15 protein-coding genes and 3 pseudogenes are annotated in these 20,190 nt (G+C 63.0%); 7 read left to right on the plus strand and 11 right to left on the minus strand.

Translation table 11 applies throughout. The annotated features are described in order from the left end of the window. Positions 1–65 precede the first annotated feature (65 nt). From uvrB to coaE, 3 genes are read right to left on the minus strand one after another with little or no spacing between them, the layout of a single operon-like run. Positions 66–2,153, minus strand: coding sequence for an excinuclease ABC subunit UvrB (uvrB, locus tag ACF0H6_RS02705; RefSeq protein ID WP_395248360.1), 2,088 nt, complete (start codon positions 2,151–2,153; stop codon positions 66–68). Between the two features lie 29 nt (positions 2,154–2,182). Further along, on the minus strand, positions 2,183–2,512 hold the full coding sequence (locus ACF0H6_RS02710; protein ID WP_395248361.1) for a hypothetical protein: 330 nt from the start codon (positions 2,510–2,512) through the stop codon (positions 2,183–2,185). 9 nt (positions 2,513–2,521) lie between these two features. Continuing rightward, positions 2,522–3,742, minus strand: a complete 1,221-nt coding sequence (coaE, locus tag ACF0H6_RS02715; RefSeq protein ID WP_395248362.1) for a dephospho-CoA kinase — start codon at positions 3,740–3,742, stop codon at positions 2,522–2,524. 22 nt (positions 3,743–3,764) lie between these two features. On the opposite strand from coaE, the gene ACF0H6_RS02720 reads away from it, so the two are divergent. Then, a complete protein-coding gene (locus ACF0H6_RS02720) occupies positions 3,765–4,454 on the plus strand; it encodes an IMPACT family protein (RefSeq protein WP_395248363.1) in 690 nt (229 codons plus the stop codon). 349 nt (positions 4,455–4,803) lie between these two features. Here ACF0H6_RS02720 and rpsA read toward each other — a convergent pair whose 3' ends face one another. The 4 genes from rpsA to polA all read right to left on the minus strand — a co-directional run bounded on the left by rpsA (position 4,804) and on the right by polA (position 11,625). Further along, complete coding sequence (gene rpsA, locus ACF0H6_RS02725; protein ID WP_395248364.1) at positions 4,804–6,282, minus strand: 30S ribosomal protein S1; 1,479 nt, start codon at positions 6,280–6,282, stop codon at positions 4,804–4,806. A 167-nt stretch (positions 6,283–6,449) separates the two neighbouring features. Next, positions 6,450–7,397 (minus strand): polysaccharide deacetylase family protein, encoded by a 948-nt coding sequence (locus ACF0H6_RS02730; protein ID WP_395248365.1) that lies wholly within the window; start codon positions 7,395–7,397, stop codon positions 6,450–6,452. 42 nt (positions 7,398–7,439) lie between these two features. Beyond that, positions 7,440–8,744 carry a GNAT family N-acetyltransferase gene (locus ACF0H6_RS02735; RefSeq protein ID WP_395248366.1) on the minus strand — a complete coding sequence of 435 codons (1,305 nt, stop codon included), beginning with the start codon at positions 8,742–8,744 and terminating at the stop codon, positions 7,440–7,442. Positions 8,745–8,820: 76 nt separating this feature from the next. Next, a complete protein-coding gene (gene polA, locus ACF0H6_RS02740; protein WP_395248367.1) occupies positions 8,821–11,625 on the minus strand; it encodes a DNA polymerase I in 2,805 nt (934 codons plus the stop codon). Between the two features lie 19 nt (positions 11,626–11,644). Here polA and ACF0H6_RS02745 point away from each other — a divergent pair, with 19 nt between their 5' ends. Next, complete coding sequence (locus ACF0H6_RS02745) at positions 11,645–12,112, plus strand: hotdog fold thioesterase (protein WP_395248368.1); 468 nt, start codon at positions 11,645–11,647, stop codon at positions 12,110–12,112. On the opposite strand, the pseudogene ACF0H6_RS02750 reads toward ACF0H6_RS02745, so the two are convergent. The 4 genes and pseudogenes from ACF0H6_RS02750 to ACF0H6_RS02765 form a co-directional block, all read right to left on the minus strand. Then, positions 12,065–12,662: pseudogene (locus ACF0H6_RS02750) on the minus strand (dihydrofolate reductase family protein). The gene ACF0H6_RS02745 and the pseudogene ACF0H6_RS02750 sit on opposite strands and share 48 nt — an antisense overlap. 36 nt (positions 12,663–12,698) lie before the next feature. Next, a complete protein-coding gene (locus tag ACF0H6_RS02755) occupies positions 12,699–12,920 on the minus strand; it encodes a hypothetical protein (RefSeq protein ID WP_395248369.1) in 222 nt (73 codons plus the stop codon). Continuing rightward, positions 12,917–14,131: an anion permease gene (locus tag ACF0H6_RS02760; RefSeq protein ID WP_395248370.1), complete on the minus strand. Its 1,215-nt coding sequence runs from the start codon at positions 14,129–14,131 to the stop codon at positions 12,917–12,919. Before ACF0H6_RS02760 ends, ACF0H6_RS02755 begins: the two co-directional genes overlap by 4 nt. 263 nt (positions 14,132–14,394) lie before the next feature. Beyond that, positions 14,395–14,799, minus strand: coding sequence for an HAD domain-containing protein (locus ACF0H6_RS02765; protein WP_395248371.1), 405 nt, complete (start codon positions 14,797–14,799; stop codon positions 14,395–14,397). 224 nt (positions 14,800–15,023) lie between these two features. Between ACF0H6_RS02765 and kynA the strand changes: the two are divergent. From kynA to ACF0H6_RS02790, 5 genes and pseudogenes are all read left to right on the plus strand, one after another. Further along, a pseudogene (kynA, locus tag ACF0H6_RS02770) lies at positions 15,024–15,816 on the plus strand (tryptophan 2,3-dioxygenase). 45 nt (positions 15,817–15,861) lie between these two features. Next, the gene (gene kynU, locus ACF0H6_RS02775; RefSeq protein WP_395248372.1) at positions 15,862–17,100 is read left to right on the plus strand and encodes a kynureninase; all 1,239 of its coding nucleotides are present in this window, start codon (positions 15,862–15,864) and stop codon (positions 17,098–17,100) included. After that, entirely contained in the window at positions 17,097–17,942 is an 846-nt protein-coding gene (locus ACF0H6_RS02780) for a PaaX family transcriptional regulator C-terminal domain-containing protein (RefSeq protein ID WP_395248373.1), read from the plus strand. The genes kynU and ACF0H6_RS02780 overlap by 4 nt, the downstream gene beginning before the upstream one ends. A 117-nt stretch (positions 17,943–18,059) precedes the next feature. Beyond that, positions 18,060–19,163 carry an outer membrane lipoprotein carrier protein LolA gene (locus ACF0H6_RS02785; RefSeq protein WP_395248374.1) on the plus strand — a complete coding sequence of 368 codons (1,104 nt, stop codon included), beginning with the start codon at positions 18,060–18,062 and terminating at the stop codon, positions 19,161–19,163. Next, positions 19,160–20,139, plus strand: a pseudogene (locus ACF0H6_RS02790) (ABC transporter ATP-binding protein). The gene ACF0H6_RS02785 and the pseudogene ACF0H6_RS02790 overlap by 4 nt, the downstream one beginning before the upstream one ends. Positions 20,140–20,190: the final 51 nt, after the last annotated feature.

The following is a 20,190-nucleotide window of genomic DNA, read 5'->3' on the forward strand; positions in this document are numbered from 1 at the left end:
TCGATGCCTTGCGTGTTGACGGACGTAGCGCTTGGGATACTCCCCTACGTACCACCAAGTTTACCCTAGGCGTGCCCGGCAGATTGCATCTGGCGGAGTTCACGCTTGAGGTCACCAACCTCGTCACGGATCCGCGCAGCGATCTCAAACTGCAATTCGGCAGCGGCAGCGTGCATCTGTTCGGTCAGTTGTTCGATAAGTCCCACCAGGTCTTCCGCCGGGGCCGCGGCCAGGCCGTCTTGCCGGACCTTCGAAGCGCCCTTGCCCTTGCCGGTCCTGCCGCCCTTTCCAGCTGTAGCGAGCAACTCGCGGGTGTCGGCGTCTTCGCGGGCAAGCTGATCGGTGATGTCCGCGATCTTTTTGCGCAACGGCTGGGGATCGACACCGTTGTCGGAGTTGTACTTGACCTGGATTTCCCGGCGGCGGTTGGTTTCCTCGATTGCCTTGGCCATGGAGTCCGTGATCCTGTCGGCATACATGTGGACCTGGCCCGAGACGTTTCGGGCGGCGCGGCCGATCGTCTGGATCAACGAAGTGGACGAGCGCAGGAAACCCTCCTTGTCGGCGTCAAGGATGCTGACAAGGGATACCTCGGGCAAGTCCAGCCCCTCACGGAGCAGGTTGATGCCCACCAGGACGTCGAAGACGCCCATGCGGAGTTCACGGAGGAGTTCCACACGCCGGAGGGTGTCGACGTCGGAGTGCAGGTATTGAACCTTGACGCCGTGGCCCAGGAGATAGTCGGTGAGGTCTTCGGCCATGCGCTTGGTCAGCGTGGTGACCAGCACGCGCTCGTCGCGCTCCACGCGGGTCCGGATCTCGCCGAGGAGGTCGTCGATCTGGCCCTTGGTGGGTTTCACGATGACCTCGGGGTCGATCAGGCCGGTGGGGCGGATGATCTGCTGGACGAACCCGTCGGCCTTGCCGAGCTCGTACTTGCCCGGGGTCGCCGAGAGATAAACGGTCTGGCCGACGCGCTCCAGGAACTCGTCCCACTTGAGCGGCCTGTTATCCATGGCGGAGGGAAGGCGGAAGCCGTGGTCCACAAGGGTACGCTTTCGCGACATGTCTCCCTCATACATGGCCCCGATCTGCGGAACCGTGACATGGGATTCGTCGATGACAAGCAGGAAGTCATCCGGGAAGTAGTCGATAAGGCAGTGGGGTGCGGTACCGGTGCCGCGCCCGTCGATGTGCCGGGAGTAGTTCTCGATCCCGTTGCAGAATCCCATCTGCTGCATCATCTCAAGATCGTAGGTGGTGCGCATTCTCAGACGCTGGGCTTCCACCAGCTTGTTCTGGTCTTCCAGGGCCTTGAGCCGCACCGCGAGTTCGTCTTCAATGGCCGTGATGGCGCGGGACATGCGTTCCGGGCCCGCAACATAGTGCGAGGCAGGGAAGATGTACATCTCGGTTTCCTCGCGAATCACATCGCCGGTGACCGGATGCAGGGTGTAGATGTTCTCGATCTCGTCGCCGAAGAACTCGATGCGCAGGGCCAACTCTTCGTACATCGGGATGATTTCCACGGTGTCCCCGCGGACACGGAAGGTGCCACGGTGGAAGTCCATGTCATTGCGGGTGTACTGCATCGAGACGAATTTGCGGAGGAGGTGATCCCGGTTCATCTCGGCACCCTTGGTGAGGGTGACCATGCCGGCGATATATTCCTCCGGGGTGCCGAGGCCGTAGATGCAAGAAACCGTCGCCACCACAATGACGTCCCGGCGGGTCAGGAGTGCGTTCGTTGCAGAGTGCCGCAATCGTTCGACTTCCTCATTGACCGAGGAGTCCTTTTCGATGAAGGTGTCCGTCTGGGGAACGTAGGCTTCGGGCTGATAATAGTCGTAGTACGAAACGAAGTACTCCACCGCGTTGTTAGGCAGCAGTTCCCGGAATTCGTTGGCCAGCTGCGCTGCGAGGGTCTTGTTTTGGACCATCACCAAGGTGGGCCTCTGGACCTGTTCGATCAGCCAGGCAGTGGTGGCACTCTTACCCGTACCGGTGGCACCGAGCAGAACGACGTCTTTTTCGCCATTGTTGATGCGTTCGGTGAGTTCCGCAATGGCGGCCGGCTGGTCTCCAGCGGGCTGGAACTCGCTGATGACCTCAAAGGGCGCGACAACACGGTTGATCTCTTGGGCAAGGCTCATGAATCCAATGTACCCCCGCCTGCGGACAGCTACTGTCCGCGTTTTCCGGTCGGACCGGTACCATCGCCCCGCCTGGTCCAGCTGCCATCCAGGCGGCCGATGATGGAGCGGAACATCTTGACGCCGAACCACACGCCCGCCACAAGCCAAACGGTCCACGCCAGCCAGAATGCCGCGGCCGGCACGAGGACCCGCCACGTAAGCGGTTGCGTCCCGGCGACGAATTCCCCACGACCTCCGGCCAGAAACCACAGCACCGCAGCTCCCGCCATAAGGACCAGCCCGGCCCACGCGAGCCCCCGGACAGCGCCGAGCCGCTGCCCCTCAAGATGCGGTGTGATCCTGCGCTTCCCGGCCACGCCTGCCGCCTAGCCTTGGGACGTGGAGTACGACGGCGGCTGCCACCCGCTGCTTTCGGCCCAAGCATCCATGAGCGGCCACGCGACCTCCGTGAACCACGGTTCTTTGGCCTCCGCATACCCGAGCGTCCGGAGGTCGCCGGCGTGGGCCGCCGCGAGTTCCTGTTTCATGTCGGTGTACATCTTCACGGCATCCGGGTTGGCCCGGAGCCAATCCCGGAACAGCAACGCATAACGCCAGCCCGGGCTTCCAAGCACCCGGATGTGGACATTGGCGGGCCGCCCCGGGTCCGCGTTGCAATGGAAGCGTTTCTGCCAAGCCGAGGGATCCAGGTGCGGCGGTTTTGGGGTGTCCCGGGCGGAAGACTCCCGCAACGGGAAACCGGCCGCGGCCAAAGCCGGGGCCATCCTGTCTGCCGCTTCCAAGGAGGAGACCGCCACCTGAAGGTCAATGATGTCTTTGGCCGGCATCCCGTTGACGGAGGTCGAGCCGATATGGTCCGCGCCCAGCACTTCGGGGGTCGCCGCCCGGATCCTCCCGAGCAGCCGTTCAGCCTGCAAGGGCCAGCTTGGATCCGCCGTTGACAGTACCGGGCCGCCGGAACGGGGTGCAGAGAGGCCGGCTGCGAGGTTGAGGGCAAACGGCACGAAGCGCTCCTTCCACAAGGCGTCGACCAAGGCGATCACATCCTCGACGCTGCCGGAGTTATCCAGCACGATGTCGGCCGCCGCCAGCCGCTCACCTGTGCTTGCCTGGGCAGCTATCCGCAATGCGGCGTCGTCGGCGCTCATGCCACGGATCTCTGTCATGCGCCGGATCCGTTCTTCGTCCGGCGCATCGACCACGAGCACCAGATGGAAATTGCTGCCCTGCCCGGTTTCAACCAGGAGCGGAATATCCTGAACAACCACGTCTCCGGGCTTCGCGGTCGAGAGCATCGCGGCAGCTCTCTCCCTGACGCGCGGATGGATGATCGCGTTGAGCGCTTCCCGGCGGCCGGGCTCTGCGAACACAATCGCGCCGAGGCGTGCCCGGTCGAGGCGCCCTTCGGCGTCGACGATGTCTTCGCCGAACTCGGCAACGACGCCTGCCAAGCCCGGGGTGCCCGGCTCGACGACCTCGCGGGCCAGCGCATCGGCGTCGATCAAGACAGCCCCCAACTCCCGGAGCCGGGCTGACACCAATGATTTGCCGGAGGCGATCCCGCCTGTGAGTCCAATCTTCAGCACCCCTCCACAGTAGACTGGGTCGGTGGCAGAAGAGGAAGAAAGCCGGGCGACCGCGTACACAACGTTGGCGCCCGGACACGATTTCCGCCACGAACTTGAGATCAAGCGTTCCCGCTTTATCACGGTGCTGCGCCGGGCCTCCGACGAAGGAGCCGCCCGCGCCCTGGTGGCCGAGCAGCGGAAGGAATTCCATGATGCGCGGCACCATTGCTCGGCTTTCGTCATCGGCCCGGACCGCCTCATTCAGCGTTCCAGCGACGACGGCGAGCCCTCCGGAACGGCCGGCATCCCGATGCTCGAAGCGCTCATCAAACGCGAGACACTGCCCGGGGTGACCGACCTCAGCGACGTCAGCGCCGTCGTCGTACGCTATTTCGGCGGGATCCTCCTGGGCGCCGGTGGACTGGTGCGCGCTTACTCCGAATCCGTGTCGGCAGCGCTGGATTCCGCTCCCCTGGTTCAGCGGCACCGCTTGCGGATCTGCGACGTCGCGGTGCCCCACCATGCAGCCGGAAGGTTGGAAAATGACCTGCGCTCAGCTGGATACGTCATGGCCGAAACGAGCTATGGGCCCACTGAGACAATCCTGCGCCTGGCCCTCCCCGATGGTGCCAGCGCAATCGCCGACGCCGGTGAGCGGCTCGCGTCCATGACCAGCGGCGCTTCGGGGCTCCAACCCCAAGGAACGGAATGGGTCGACGTCCCCGGCTAAACCCTTGGAACCCCCATCTCCACCCGGCCCATAACCCCGCATGAGCTGAGCGACACGGCAAATGCATTTCGACGCGTGAATTCCGGTGTCGACAGAAATTTAGCGCACCCGCAAGTATTTTGCGCGTCGCGAGGTTCCGGGGGGTTATAGGGACGAAGGCCTCTGGCACCGCAAAGGCTGGGCGGGACGCACATGACACACCCGGGATTTACACACGTTTGCCCTATGGCCACCAAGGCTGGGCATGTCCCCGTGGAAACCGGGGGTTAAGAAAGCGGGCTCCTGCGATTCGTGACTGAATCGCAGGAGCCCGCTTCATTCCAGCCCGGAAGCCCGGGCCAGTGGCAAATTAGTTGCCGGTCAGCTTCTCGCGCAGAGCGGCGAGTGCCTCGTCGGATGCCAGGGTGCCACCCGAGGTGGCCTCGGTAGCAGCCGGCTCAGAGGAGTAGCTGGTGGTGCCGGAGTCGCTCTCACCGGAAGCAGCAGCAGCGGCGTCGTCAGCAGCATGCTGGGAAACCTGCTTCTTGTGTGATTCCCAACGTGACTGGGCGTCAGCGTACTGCTGCTCCCATGCGGCGCGCTGCGTCTCGTAACCTTCGAGCCATTCGTTCGACTCGGGGTCGAAGCCCTCAGGGTACTTGTAGTTGCCTTCTTCGTCGTACTCAGCGGCCATGCCGTACAGAGCCGGGTCGAACTCGGTGCTATCGGCGTCAACGCCCTCGTTAGCCTGCTTGAGGGAGAGGGAGATGCGGCGGCGCTCGAGGTCGATGTCGATGACCTTGACGAAGAGCTCGTCGCCAACGGAGACGACCTGCTCAGCAAGCTCAACGTGGCGGACAGCCAGCTCGGAGATGTGAACGAGGCCTTCGATGCCGTCTTCGACGCGAACGAACGCACCGAACGGAACCAGCTTGGTGACCTTACCCGGAACAACCTGGCCGAGGGCGTGGGTGCGGGCGAAGGTCTGCCACGGGTCTTCCTGCGTGGCCTTGAGGGACAGGGACACGCGCTCGCGGTCCAGATCCACTTCGAGAACCTCGACGGTGACTTCCTGGCCAACCTCGACAACCTCGGACGGGTGGTCGATGTGCTTCCAGGACAGCTCGGAAACGTGAACCAGACCGTCTACGCCGCCAAGGTCCACGAATGCACCGAAGTTGACGATGGAGGAAACGACGCCGGGACGAACCTGGCCCTTTTCCAGCTTGTTGAGGAACGTGGAGCGGACCTCGGACTGGGTCTGCTCGAGCCATGCACGGCGGGAAAGAACAACGTTGTTGCGGTTCTTGTCCAGCTCGATGATCTTGGCTTCGATCTGCTGACCGATGTACGGAGCAAGGTCGCGGACGCGGCGCATCTCGACGAGGGATGCGGGCAGGAAGCCGCGCAGACCGATGTCGAGGATAAGACCACCCTTGACAACCTCGATGACGGTACCGGTGACGACACCGTCCTCTTCCTTGACCTTCTCGATGTCGCCCCAGGCACGCTCGTACTGAGCACGCTTCTTGGAGAGGATCAGACGGCCTTCTTTGTCTTCCTTGGTGAGCACCAGGGCTTCGACCTGATCGCCAACGGAGACAACGTCTCCGGGGTCAACGTCGTGCTTGATGGAAAGCTCGCGGGAAGGGATGACACCTTCGGTCTTGTAACCGATGTCGAGCAGAACTTCGTCGCGGTCGACCTTGACGACGATACCTTCGACGAGGTCTCCGTCGTTGAAGTACTTGATGGTGGCGTCGACAGCTGCGAGGAAGTCCTCAGCGGTACCGATGTCGTTGATCGCGACTACGGGGGTACCGGGCTTCTCGGTGGAGGTGATGGTCATGTAGTAGGGGCTCCGTTGTGGATAGAGTATCGGTCAGGCAAACCGCCTGAGTCCCGTTCCCGGCACGCAGGACACGGCAAAACGCCGGGTCATCCTGAATTGTGGATTGTAAAAACACGCGCACGTAGTATGCGCCCGTTCATTCTAATCGTTCGCCCCAAGGAGGGTCAAAGCGGCAGCGCGTCACCGAGCCGGGTGAACGTCACACCGCGGTCCAGCAAGCCTGGAAGAACACGCGCGTACCCCTCTGCGGTGCCCCCGGCCGGCTGGTTGAAGTGTGAGATCACAATCTGTCCCGCGCCCTGTCCCACGCCGATCTTTGCCACCTCCGCCGCCACCGTGGCGGCCGGGAAGGTCGCGCCGCCGTCGCCGTTCACCGTGAAGTTCACAGGAATGAGTCCGAGCGCCCGGGTGATCGCCGCGGCGACGTCATCGTAGTAGGCGGTGCCGGGCCGGAAGAAGCGGGGAGGCTCTCCCGTCAGCTGCGTCATGGCGTCCTGATTGCCCATGATTTCGTCATACACCTCGCCCGCATTCACCGTGCCCGGTATGCCGTAGGCGGAGCGCGCACTCACAGAGAGGGGCTGGTGCCGGAAGCCATGATTGCCCAGTTCGAACAAAGGATCAGCCGCGAGTTCGGCCGCCAATCCGGGATTGGCCTTGATCCAGCGTCCGTTCACGAACAGCGTGGCGGGAACATTGAGCTTGCGGAGTGTCTTCAGCAGGCGCTGATCGCAGTCAGCTCCGTGAGGGCCGCCGCACGCGTCAAAAGTCAGGACCGCATGCGGGGACGCTGTCTTCGTGACCACGCCGGTAACGCCGAGCCCCCATTCGACAGGCTTGCGCGCTGAGAACTCGGCGAGGATCTGGGATTTCGACGGCGGCGACAGCCGCGTTTCGGGCGTGGCCTGATGGTGGCCTGCAGGCTCAACGGCTGGCGAGGAAATGACCTGCGATGGAACCGGAGCCGGCCGCGCCGGGGTCCTCGTGTCCGACTCCGAGGCGCAGGCCGCCAGGCCGGCTACTGCGAGTCCGGCGGCAGCCAAGAGCAGTGACCGCCTGCCGGGCAGCGCCGATTGACTGGTGGGCTGGCCACCAGCAGGGAATTCCCCCATGGAATCCTTCTTTTGTTTTAGATCATGCGAGTGAGGTTCTGCCTAGAAATGCGTCAGGCAGTGGGCTGGACGTTCGACGGCGAACATTTGTTGGGCAATTAGGGTTGCACCCGGCGTGTGCTCGTGGATGCGCCCTGCCGAAGCCAAGATTACCGGACTCACGGCACCCAAATAGACAGACCCAAGATCAGTGACATCCATGCTCAGGTCCGGGCTGGCGCCGGGCGCCTCGCTCACGGTGACGACGCCGCCGTCGGACACCAATTCCCAGATGCCGTCCGCAAACCCGAGAGCATCCCCGATCTCCACCACCAAACGGCCGTCAGCGGCGTAGCGGCGGGCCGACAGCGCCGCAAGGACGTCCATGACGCGCAGCCACAGCATGTCCCGATAGTCCGACGACGTGATGCAGCGGCCGTCCACAAGAGCCCACGCGAGCGGGTCCTCGACGGGAGCGTCGTCCCAGGAAACCTGCTCGACCAGGTCAATGCTGCCCAGGAATTGCCACAACTCCAGATACGCCGAATCCGTGGCAGCGATGAGGTCCACGACTTCCACGGTGTAAGGCTTCGATTCCCAGCCAGCGAACTTGTACGAAACGTAGCCGTCAATAGCGCCGTCCGGCCCGTAATGCAGGGCGCATTTGATGGCCTTGTCTTCAGTCCCGTCCCGTTTCATGGCTCCGGACACCTGGTGGCGATAGGAGTCCTGCCGCACGATGGACCCCGGCGTACGGCGGTGGACATGTCCGAAAACCTCGGGTGCGAGTTCGAGAAGAACCCTCGGATCGGCGATTTCCACGCGGCCCACGGGTTCGTGACGGATGCGGAATTTTGGACCGGTGTCCACCTTCACGCTCCGTTCGAAGGTTGCGACACCGAATCCAAAGCGACCGTAAATCGATGCCTCCGACGCCGTCAGCGCCGCCATGGCGAAGCCGTCGTCCTTAGCCTCGGCGAGATCGGCGGTCATCATCCCCCGCAGCAGACCGTGCCGACGATGCGTTCCGCGGACAGTCACAGCCGTGATCTGGCGTGTCCGCAATTCCTGGCCAAAGCCAATATTCAGTTTGTTTTCCAACGTTCCGAACGTTGCTACCGGAAAATCCGGGTTGAGCGCATGGAGCGGAGACTCGCCGTTGAGGTAGACGCCGGTCAACTCACGATTGTCCACCTGGTAGATCGCGAGCATCTTGTCTATGAGTTCATCGCTTCGTTGCTCGTCATGGAATCCAAAGCCGACGGCGTGGAGCCAATCACAGGCTTGTCCGTAGCCCGGCTCGTCCTTGCCGACCGAACGAAAGCGCTTGACGGTGTATTTTTCGTATGTTCCCTGGGGATCAGCCACGTCCCGAGCCTAGCCAGACAGTACGGGGCACGCCACTATAGCCGCGGTGTGCCCCGTACAGACCCTCAGGATTCTGCTAGTGTCCGGCGTCGTACCAGCTGGAGCCGACACCGAGCTGCACGTCCAGCGGCACCGTCAGCTGGGCTGCCGTGCCCATTTGTTCGGTGACGAGCTTTTCGACGGCGTCGCGTTCGCCGTGGGCTACCTCGAGCACGAGTTCGTCATGAACCTGCAACAGCATTCGTGACTTCAGCCCCTGGCTGGTCAACTCGGCCGAAACGCCGAGCATCGCCCGCTTCATGAGGTCCGCCGCCGATCCCTGGATCGGCGAGTTCAGCGCGATGCGCTCAGCGATCTCCCGGTGCTGGCGGTCCGTGCTGGTCAGGTCCGGAAGATAGCGACGGCGGCCTTCGATCGTGGCGGTGTAACCGTCGATCCGTGCCTGCTCCACCACGCCACGCAGATAATCGCGCACTGCCCCGAAGCGGTCGAAGTAGTCCTTCATGAGGTTCCTGGCTTCATCCACGGAGATTTCCAGCTGCTTGGAGAGGCCAAACGAGGTCAGTCCGTAGGCCAGGCCGTAGGACATGGCTTTGACCTTGGACCGCATCGCGCTGGTGACTTCTTCCGGTGCCACATTGAAGATGTGCGAGCCCACGTAGCGGTGCAGGTCCTCACCCTCCTTGTAGGCCTGGATGAGGCCCTCGTCACCTGAGAGGTGGGCCATGATGCGCATTTCGATCTGCGAATAGTCAGCGGACAACAGGCATTCATAGCCTTCGCTGACCACGAAGATACCGCGCACACGCCTGCCTTCCTCGCTGCGCACCGGGATGTTCTGCAGGTTGGGGTTGTTCGAAGAGATACGCCCCGTGGCCGCGACGTTTTGCGCGTACGTAGTGTGGATGCGGGCGTCCTCCGCCACCGACTTCTTGAGCGTCTCCAGCATCTGGGCGAGCTTTGACGATTCCCGATGGGCCATGAGCTGAACCAGGAACTCGTGCCCCGTCTTCTCCAGGAGGGCCTTCAAGGAGGCGGCATCGGTGGTGTAGCCGGACTTGATCTTCTTGGTTTTGGGCAGACCGAGTTCTTCGAAGAGGACAGTCTGAAGCTGTTTGGGCGAGCCGAGGTTGACCTCATGGCCGATCGCCGCGAAGGCCTGCTCCTGGGCGTTGCCTATCACCTTGGAGAGGTCCGCGAGCTGCTCGTTCAACCGATCCATGGAGATGGCTATGCCTGAGAGCTCCATCTGGGCCAACACCCGTGCCACCGGCAATTCGAGCGTGGTCAGAAGTGCTTCGGCCTTGCGTTCGGCCAGCTCGCTTTCGAAGTGCTTGCTCAGGGTGTGCACGACGGCGGCTCGCTGGACGAGCGCGGTAGCCGCGGCACCGTCCGGTCCGTCATTGAGCTCAAGCTCCAGTTGGCCGGATTGTGCCGCGGCCGTGGCAAGCGTGATTTTCAGGTGGTGCTGAGCGAGCTCGGCGAGTTCGTAGCTGCGGCGATCCGGCTGAATCAAGTACCCGGAAATGGCGGTGTCATCCACCACGCCCTCCAGGCCCAATCCGCGCTGATACAGGGCTTTCAGTGCGTCTTTGAAATCGTGCATCACCTTGGCCTCTTCGGGGTCCTGCAGCCACTTGGCCAGGACCCCCTCAGCCGCGGCATCCAAGGACGAAAGATCGATGTACGCAGCACCTTGGGCCCGCACTACGGCGAGGGCATCGGCGTCGTCGCCGATCCGGCCGGGAACCAATTGCACGGCGACGGCGGCACGGCTCCCCGTGCCGGCAGCGAAGAACGCCTCCAGCGCGGCGGCGTCATTCAGGACCTCGTACTCGGGGGCGTCGATGGTTTCCGGTGCCGCTCCGGCAGTGTCGTCGCCATAGAGCGCGAACAGCCGGGTCCGGAGGGTCCTGAACTCGAGGGTGTCGAACAGCGTTTCGACTTCCTGGCGGTTCGGACGCGGCTCTTCGAGGTCCACGAGGGTCACAGGGAGTTGGAGATCGCTCAGCAGCTGGTTGAGGCGCCGGTTGCGCTTGACGGCGTCGATGTTCTCCCGGAGGGCTCCGCCCACCTTGCCGCCGATCGAATCGACGTTCTCGAGGATCCCTTCGAGGCCACCGTAGAGCTTGATCCACTTGGCAGCCGTCTTGGGGCCGACGCCGGGAACACCCGCAAGGTTGTCGGCAGACTCCCCCACGAGCGCCGCGAGGTCTGAGTAGAGGGACGGGGGTACGAAGTACTTTTCTTCGATGGCCGCTGCATCCATGCGCGGAATGTTGGAAACGCCCTGCTTCGGATAAAGCACGAACACGTTGTCCGTGATGAGCTGGAAAGCGTCACGGTCCCCTGATACGAGGAGGACTTCGAAGCCCGCGGCATCGCCCTGGGCAGCGAGCGTGGCGAGGATATCGTCCGCTTCGTAGCCAGGCATCTTGATGGTCTTGATGCCCCAGGCCGCCATAACCTGATCGATGAGATCGATCTGTCCGCGGAACTCGGAAGGGGTTTCGTTCCGGCCGCCCTTGTATTCGCTGTATTCGGCCTTGCGGAACGTGGTGTCGTCCGAGACATCGAAGGCTACTGCCACGTGGGTGGGCTTCTGGTCCTTGATGAGGTTGATCAACATCGAGGTGAAGCCGTGCACGGCATTGGTGTGCTGGCCCGAGGAGGTGGCGAAATTCTCAGCCGGCAAAGCATAGAACGCCCGGAATGCCATGGAGTGCCCGTCCAGGACCAGAAGCCTCGGCCGGCCACCCGCCGTCGTGCTCGCAATGGTTTCTGAAGGGTCTGGTGCCGTTGCGGTGGAAGTCGACACCGCGCCTGCCGTTGGCGTTGACGTTGCGGTGGGAACCGATTCCGGTTTGGTTGTTTCGCTCACAGGTGCCAGCCTAGTTGCCATGATGGACAATTTCACGCCCGGCGAGTTCGCTGACCAACTGAATGCAGCTGGCGTTCCGCAAGAGTTGCACGGTTGGCTTTCCCGCTATGGTGTGGGATCACTCGTGGCCAAGATGGGCATCAAGTTCCTTGAACTGAGCCCTGAACGGACCGTTGCTACGATGCCGGTAGAGGGGAACACCCAAGTGGCCGGCATTCTCCACGGCGGAGCTCACGTGGTTCTCGCCGAGACCCTGGGCTCCTTCGCGGCAGCGCTGCATGCAGGAGCCGGGCACCATGTGGTGGGTATCGAGGTAGGTGCGACCCATCACCGTTCGGTGGCAAACGGCCTGGTGACAGGCACGTGTACGGCCATCCATTTGGGCGGAACGCTCACCACCCACGAAATTGTCATGACCGATGAGCACGGCCGACGCCTGTCAACCGCCCGGATTACCAACATGATCCGGGAGAACCGGGGCCGCTGAGCCAGTACGGCCAGGGAGCCGGTAACGCAACTCCACAGCCGCTCCACCAAGGGGGCGGGATGAGATCAGCTCAAGTGGCGGCGTCGGACTTTCAACGGGCAGCAGGCGCTTGCCGGAGCCCAAGGCGACGGGGATGAAGGTGACGATCAATTCGTCGAGGAAACCCGCCTTGGCGAATTGGGCCACCAGGTCTTCCACCGCCCACCAGCCATACGTTCTTGTCGCCGGCGTCGGCAATCAAGTCAGGCGCGAATTCATGGACGTCACCACGCACAAAAGTGACGTCCGCACCCGCAGGGGCCGCGTATTCGCGGTGGGTGAAGATCCAGCACGGAACACCCGGATAGGGCCATTTGCCGGGCTCGTGTTCCAGCAGCCAGCGATACGTCTGGCCACCCATCACGATGCAGCCGATCCCGGCCATGAAGTCTTCGTAGCTTTCGGTGACGCCCTCGGCATCTTCGAACTGCATCAGCCAGCCGAGATCGTCTTCGTTGGTGGCGATGAATCCGTCGAGTGAGGACGCCACGTAGTACTGGAAATCCGACATGGCCTTACCCTACTCATTCGGCAGGGTGGTTCCCAGCTACTTACTGAAGTAGGGAACGATCAGGTAGATCCCGATCAGCACCGCTATTCCGCAAGCCACGAAACACAGATACGCAAGGGACTTGACCATGGCCGGGGACTTCTGCCGGGCATCCCCCGCTATCGCCGTCAGACGGACACCGAGCGAATACAAGACCACCAAAAGCACGGCCGAGACCAGGGTTGCCCCTGCGACCTGCACCAAATCCAACCACTTCATGCCTGGATGTCCTCACTCATGCTCTTGCTTGGGCTGGGGTTTCCGGATTTCTTCTTGCGGAAGCGGACTGCGGTGCCGGCTTCCTCGACTTCGACCGCATTGTGGTGGCCCACGCGCGACTTCTTTGAGTACATGAACATATAGACCACGACGGCGGTGCCCACCACTGCCGCGATGACCACTCCGAAGGTGCCGATACCGACGAGAAATGCCGTCAGCGCCCCCACGATCGCGGCGGCAGGGAGGGTAAAGAGCCAGCCGGTGGCGATGCGCCCCACCGTGCCCCAGCGCACCGTGGTGCCTTTGCGCCCGAGGCCCGAACCGATCACGGAACCGGAAGCCACCTGGGTGGTGGAAAGCGCGAAGCCGAGGTGGGAGGAAGCAAGGATGGCCGACGCGGTGCTGGCTTCCGCTGAGAAGCCCTGGGCTGGTTTGACTTCGGTCAGCCCGGAGCCCATGGTCCGGATGATGCGCCAGCCGCCCGCGTAGGTACCGATGGCAATGGCCAGGGCGCAGGCCCCGATGACCCACAACTGCGGGCCGCTGCCCGGCACTTGTGTTCCGGCCGCGATGAGCACAAGGGTGATGATGCCCATGGTCTTTTGTGCGTCGTTGGTGCCGTGGGCCAGCGCGACGAGACTGGAAGTGAAGATCTGGCCCGTACGGAATCCGCCGCGTTTCTGCGTCAGCTTGTCACCGGTTTCGGGGTCGTGCCGGGACGTCAGGGCGTAGGCCAGTTTGGTGCATAGATAAGCCACGCCGCCAGCAAGGATCGGCGAGAAGACGGCCGGAAGAATGACCTTTTGGAGCACGGTATCGAAGTTGACCGCGTGGAACCCGATGCCCACGATTGCCGCACCGATGAGGCCGCCGAAGAGTGCGTGCGAAGAACTGGACGGCAGTCCCTTGAGCCAAGTGAACATGTTCCAGAGGACGGCTCCCATCAAACCGGCGAAGATGATCTCCGGCGTGATGTGGATTCCGTCCGTGCCCTCGCGGATGAGGCCTCCGGAAATGGTTTTCGCCACCTCGGTCGACAGGAACGCGCCCACGAGGTTGAGCACCGCGGCCAAGGCAACCGCCGTCTTTGGCTTGATAGCGCCGGTAGCGATCGGGGTGGCCATGGCGTTGGCTGTGTCGTGGAACCCGTTGGTGAAGTCAAAAAATAAGGCCAGCGCTATGACAAGCGCGACCATGAAGGTGATTCCCACCTAGTGCCCAATCTGCAGAGTCGACGATTCGCAGTTCCAGTTCCCCGGGGCCCGCCTTGCGCAGCACAGTTCAACAATTGTTCATGTGACTGTACTTGTGGAATTTACGACGACGGGTGTGAAACCTAAAGAATCTTACGTGCCAACTCCAGCATGGCCAAACATTGAATCAGCCGAGGAATTGCCGGACGGCCGCAATATCGCTCCGGGAGAGACCCCGCCGCGGGTCGGGTGAGATCCACAGCACGCGGCTGCCCAGGACGTCAGCCCAGTGACCGGGCCGCCGCCTCGTGGGCCAGTTGATCATCCATCCAGACGATGCGCCCGGCCTCTGATTGCTGGACATCCCGCTGAATGGCATCAAACTTCCACCAATCCGCGCTGAGGTCCCAGCCCGCACTGGACAGGACGGGCCACTCTTCGCCATGAAGACCTATGGCCGGACATAAGAATTCCGGGGCGAGCCGCTGCCACGTGGTCAGCCAGACAAACCGCGCCGCGGGATGCGCGGCCAGCTCATTGAGCCCGTCAATCAATTCGGCCGCGTAGATCACATCAAGAATTCCGGCGTCGGCGATTTTCCATTCGGTGCCCCAATCGGTGAAACCCATAGGACCGAAGGGATTCACCACGCCGTCGACGTCCAGGTACAGCGACACGGTGGTCATGCAGCCCCCTCCCGGACTTGGCGACAAGGTCAGCGTAAGGCACAAGGACTGTCGCCCGGCGGTTAATTTGCTGAGATCCCCGACTGAATTCACTATCTTGACGTCCGTCATAAGAATGATATGCTCATTGAATGGAAAACCGCACCGGCAACGAGACCCTCAACGGCGACGCCCAGAGCATCAGGCACATCGAGGACTCGGTTCGCACCGACTTCAGGAACGCCATGTCGTACGGCGGGTACCCTGGACCTTGACCGCTTGCTCACGTCCCAGCATCCGCTGAGCACGCCGGAACACCACGACGAAATGCTGTTCATCATCCAGCACCAAACCAGCGAACTGTGGCTCAAGCTGATCCTGCATGAACTCCTGGAAGCCCGGCGGCTCCTTAATGCCGACAACCTTGGCAAGGCGCTCAAATGCATCGCTCGTGTCAAGGCGATCCAGCGGACCATGACCGAACAGTGGTCCGTCCTGGGCACCCTCACTCCACGTGAGTACTCCGAATTCCGGCGCTTCCTGGGCAGTTCCTCCGGTTTCCAGTCCCACCAGTACCGCGGTGTGGAGTTCCTGCTGGGCAACAAGAACCGCGGCATGCTCCGGGTCTTCGAGAGTGATCCTGCCGCGCACAGCCAGCTCAGCGAACTCCTGGAACAGCCAACGCTCTACGATGCCTTCCTTGCAGTGCTCGCACGGGCCGGCTACGCCATTCCCGCCGAAATCTTGAACCGCGACACCAGCGAACCGTGGACCTTCCAGAAGGACCTCGTTCCGGTTTTCCAGGAGATCTACGAATCGGATGCCACTCCGTGGGGCTTCTACGAAGCCTGCGAAGACCTGGTGGACGTCGAGGACAATTTCCACGCCTGGCGCTTCCGCCACCTGCGCACCGTACAACGGACCATCGGCTTCAAGGTGGGTACGGGCGGCTCCTCGGGCGTCGACTTCCTCAAGCGGGCACTCGATCTGACCTTCTTCCCCGAGCTCTACGCAGTCCGCACGGAAATCGGCGGCTGAACAGCAATCCAGTCCCAGCAACCATCAGACTTCCTCAGGAGAGACATGACCAGCGTGCAGCAAACGCAACGCCCGACGTCGGCCGAACTCGACGCCGCAGATCCCCTCGCCGAGCAGCGTGAGGCCTTTTACACCCCGGCGGACGGGCAGCTCGCCGCGTACCTCGACGGGAACTCGCTAGGACGGCCCCTCAAGGCGACGTCGGCAAAGCTCGCTTCATTCGTCGAGGACGCCTGGGGCAGCCGCCTGATCCGCGGCTGGGACGAACAATGGATGGACGAGCCCACCTCGGTGGGCGACCGGATCGGCGCTGTCACCTTGGGCGCAGCGGCCGGCCAAGTCACGGTGGGCGATTCCACCTCCGTGATGCTCTACAAGCTCATTCGTGCCGCGGTGGACTCCCAGCCGGGCCGCACCGAGATCGTGGTGGACCGGGATAACTTCCCCACCGACCGTTTCATCATCGAGGGAATCGCTGCGGAGAAGGGCGCCACCATCAGGTGGGTCGCCTCCAACCCTGCCAGCGGCGTCAGGACCTCGGACCTCGAGGAACTGCTCAGCGAGCGCACCGCCGTCGTCGTCCTCAGTCACGTCGCCTACCGTTCCGGCTTCATGGCGGATGCCGGAGCGATCACCAAAATGGTCAAGGATGCCGGCGCGCTCATGCTCTGGGACCTTTGCCACTCAGTGGGTTCCGTCCCCCTCGAACTGGACGCCTGGGGCGTCGATGTTGCTGTGGGCTGCACCTACAAGTACCTCAACGGCGGCCCCGGCTCCCCCGCCTTTGCCTATGTCAATGCCACCCAGCAGGACCGCTTGCAGCAGCCGATTTGGGGCTGGATGGGCGCCGACAACCCCTTCGGGATGACGGAAAGCTATGCGCCGGCCAAGGGTATCCGCCGCTTCATCACCGGCACTCCCCCGGTGCTGGCCATGCAACCGCTCAAGGACATGGTTGAGCTGATCGCATCAGTGGGCATGGATGCCGTGCGGGAGAAGTCCATCAAGCTGACGGAGTACGCAGTTGCCTTGGCCGAGGACATGCTGGTCCCGCTTGGCGCGGAGATCGTCAGCCCGCGCGACACCGCAGAGCGTGGCTCGCACATCACGGTGGACCATCCCTTGTTCGGCGAGGTGACCCAGACACTCTGGGAACGGGGTGTCATTCCCGATTTCCGTCCCCCGCACGGACTGCGGATCGGCCTCTCCCCGCTCAGCACCAGCTACGCGGAGGTTGAGCTGGGAGTGACCGCCATCCGGGACGCCCTCACCGAACTCCTGTGAGCGCTGTCCTCGACGACATGGACTCCCGGCCCGGGAGTACCACGTCGTTGCTTCGCACAGTCATCGGCTTGTATGTGCGGGACGCAGGCGGATGGATGGCCACGCGGCACATCATCGCCCTGATGGAGGCCCTTGGGGTGACCGCGGCTGTTTCCCGGACGGCCTTGTCACGGTTGAAGAAGAAGGAAATCATCCTTCCGCAGCTGCGTCATGGTGTTCCCGGCTTCGCGGTCACCGAGGGCGCCGCAGCGATGCTTGCCCGCGGCGACCGAAGGATATTCAACCCACGCTTCATGACGGCCAAGGACCGTTGGTGCCTCGTGTCCTTTTCCATCCCGGAAACCGAACGGGAAAAGCGGCACCAATTGCGGCGCAGGCTGCACTGGATTGGTTGCGGCACGGTAGCAGCAGGGCTGTGGATCTGTCCGGATTCGTTGCGCGACGAAGTAGAGGAAATACTCGAGGACTTGGAATTGCGAAGCTTGGCCACTGTGTTTGTGACGGACACACCGTTGGTTGGCGGCGATCTCCGCGATGCGGCATCCGCGTGGTGGGACCTGGACGCTCTGGCGGAACTGCATCGCGACTTCGTCCGGCACCATGATTCCGTGTCCGACGCCCGTACGTCGGCCCCGAGCGGCAGCCCCTCTGCCGAAACCTTCGCCAGCTATGTGCGTTGCATCGACCGCTGGCGGATCATCCCGTATCTCGATCCGGGCCTGCCGCCGGAGTTCCTGCCCGAAGACTGGCCCGGAATGGCGGGAATCGCCTTGTTCGAGCGCATCGGAGCCGGGTATGCGGGGCCGAGCGCGGAGTTCGTGCGGGCAACGTTGGAGTCGTAACCGGGACAGCCCCAACCAGGGCGCCGGACAGGTGATCAGGACAGGTGATCAGGCGAGGCACCAGGAGTAGTGTGGAAACATGACCTTCACCGATGGTGGCTGGTTAGTGAGGTTGCCATGACTCGTACTTGGTTGCGTTGGTTGCCGGCCGCAGTGGTTCCGGTAGCGATCGCCGCGGCGGCGCTGGCTGGTTCGTCCCAGGCAGGCGCTGCGACGAGCCTGCCTGACAAAACGGCCGCCGAAGTCATCGCCATGATCGGCCGGGCCGACGTCCACTCGATGTCCGGAACCCTTCAACAAAATTCCGATCTCGGCCTCCCCAAGCTTCCTTCTACGGGTTCAACGGCTACCCAGGGTCCGGCTTCCATCATGGAACTTTTGAGCGGTTCGCACACGGCCCGGGTTTACGTGGACGGTCCCACCAAAGCCAGGTTCCAGGTGATGGACATGCTCGCCGAACGTGACCTTGTCCGCAACGGCAACGATCTCTGGCTCTACAACTCAGCGGACAACAGTGCTGCGCACATGACGCTGCCTGCGGAGCCGACGTCGAGCTCAAAATCGCACCCATCAGCAACCCCGGGAATGACCACACCCGATGCCCTCGCGCAACACTTCCTGGCCGCCGTCGGGCCCAGCACTGAGGTGACGGTGGGCGACGGAACCACGTTAGCCGGGCACTCGGCCTACCAGTTGGTCATCAAGCCACGCAGCACCGGAACGTTGGTTGATTCCGTGACGATCGCCGTCGACTCTGCCTCCGGTCTTCCGCTGGGCGTCGATGTCCGGGCGCGGGGACAGGCCGCACCGGCCTTTTCGCTCGCATTCAGTGACGTGAATCTGTCGACGCCCGACGCCGCGCTGTTCAGTTTCACCCCTCCTCACGGTGCCGCCGTGGAGGAGAAGGCGACTCCGCAGCTGCATGCCCTCCCAGGCAAGGCGAGCCCAACGCCTTCGGCAAAGACAGAAGCAGGCAGGCCGACCGTCACCGGCAGCGGCTGGGACGCTGTGATCAGCTTCCCCGCGGGCACAGTGCCCGCTGACGTCCGAACCGGATCTAATAGCGCTATGGGTCCGATGCTGGCCCAGCTCACCCAGGCGTTGCCGGGCGGCCGGGCGCTGACCACCAGCCTCGTGACAGTTCTGATGCTCGACGACGGCCGCGTATTCGCGGGAATGGTGCCACTTGAGCGGCTGCAGGCTGCAGCCGCCCCGCAATGATAGAGGGATCCACGCCGACTGAACTGGCGATTGAAACACATGGCCTCAGCAAGCGTTTCGGCCACCGGTCCGCCGTCGATGGCATCGAGCCTGGCTGTGCCCCAGGGTTCAGTTTTTGGTTTTCTCGGCCCGAATGGCTCCGGCAAGACCACCACCATTCGCCTCTTGCTCGGCCTGGCGGCCGCCACAAGCGGCCACATCCGGGTTCTTGGGCGGGACATGCCACGCCAACTGGCTGCCGTCCTGCCCGAAGTTGGCTCGTTGGTCGAAGGGCCGGCTTTCTACCCTTTCCTTTCCGGTGCTGCGAACCTCCGGCGCCTCGACAGCGCCGATCTGCATGCCGCGCCCGGTACCCGCACTGCACGCGTTGACGAAGCACTTGAGCGGGTGGGCTTGTCCCATGCAGCAGGCAAGAAAGTCCGTGCCTACTCGCTCGGCATGAAACAGCGCTTGGGGATTGCGCATGCCCTGCTCCGGCCACGGGAACTTCTTATACCTGGATGAACCCACCAACGGCCTGGACCCGCAAGGAACCAGGGAGGTGCGGAACCTTGTCCGTTCCCTTGCGGCCGGGGGCGCCACTGTGTTCGTTTCCAGCCATCTCCTCGCAGAAGTGGAACAGATGTGCACCCACGTGGGCGTGATGAGCGTGGGCAAGCTCGTGGCGCAAGGAACACTCCATGAACTGCGCGCCGCAGGACAGGCCACTATCCGGCTCCACACGCCCGACGTCGAGGCCGCCGTCCGTGTTCTGTCGCGGCTTGGCCTGCAGTCCGAATTATCGGCTGCCTTCCCCGGCTCAGATGGCGGGAGCCTGGTCAGTACCGCGCCGCCCGGGCAGGATGTGGCTCCCGAGGCGATTGTGGCTGCCCTCGTCGCAGACGGAGTCCGGGTCCGGGGCTTTGGAGTGGAGAACGCCAGCCTCGAAGAGCGTTTTGTCTCCCTTACCGGGGAAGGCTTCGACATTGCTGGCTGAACACGGGACTGAATCCATCGATGCCGCTCCCCCAACGCGTCGACCAAGCTC

Origin of the sequence: Arthrobacter sp. NA-172 (assembly GCF_043952055.1) — a bacterium.
Classification (GTDB): Bacteria; Actinomycetota; Actinomycetes; order Actinomycetales; family Micrococcaceae; genus Arthrobacter.

What these genes read in the sequence shown, in the direction of transcription:
- kynU (WP_395248372.1), top strand. Translation starts at nt 15,862, where the DNA reads ATGACCAGCGTGCAGCAAACGCAACGCCCGACGTCGGCCGAACTCGAC.
- ACF0H6_RS02765 (WP_395248371.1), bottom strand. Translation starts at nt 14,799, where the DNA reads ATGACCACCGTGTCGCTGTACCTGGACGTCGACGGCGTGGTGAATCCC.
- ACF0H6_RS02785 (WP_395248374.1), top strand. Translation starts at nt 18,060, where the DNA reads ATGACTCGTACTTGGTTGCGTTGGTTGCCGGCCGCAGTGGTTCCGGTA.
- ACF0H6_RS02745 (WP_395248368.1), top strand. Translation starts at nt 11,645, where the DNA reads ATGATGGACAATTTCACGCCCGGCGAGTTCGCTGACCAACTGAATGCA.
- uvrB (WP_395248360.1), bottom strand. Translation starts at nt 2,153, where the DNA reads ATGAGCCTTGCCCAAGAGATCAACCGTGTTGTCGCGCCCTTTGAGGTC.
- rpsA (WP_395248364.1), bottom strand. Translation starts at nt 6,282, where the DNA reads ATGACCATCACCTCCACCGAGAAGCCCGGTACCCCCGTAGTCGCGATC.
- ACF0H6_RS02755 (WP_395248369.1), bottom strand. Translation starts at nt 12,920, where the DNA reads ATGAAGTGGTTGGATTTGGTGCAGGTCGCAGGGGCAACCCTGGTCTCG.
- ACF0H6_RS02730 (WP_395248365.1), bottom strand. Translation starts at nt 7,397, where the DNA reads ATGGGGGAATTCCCTGCTGGTGGCCAGCCCACCAGTCAATCGGCGCTG.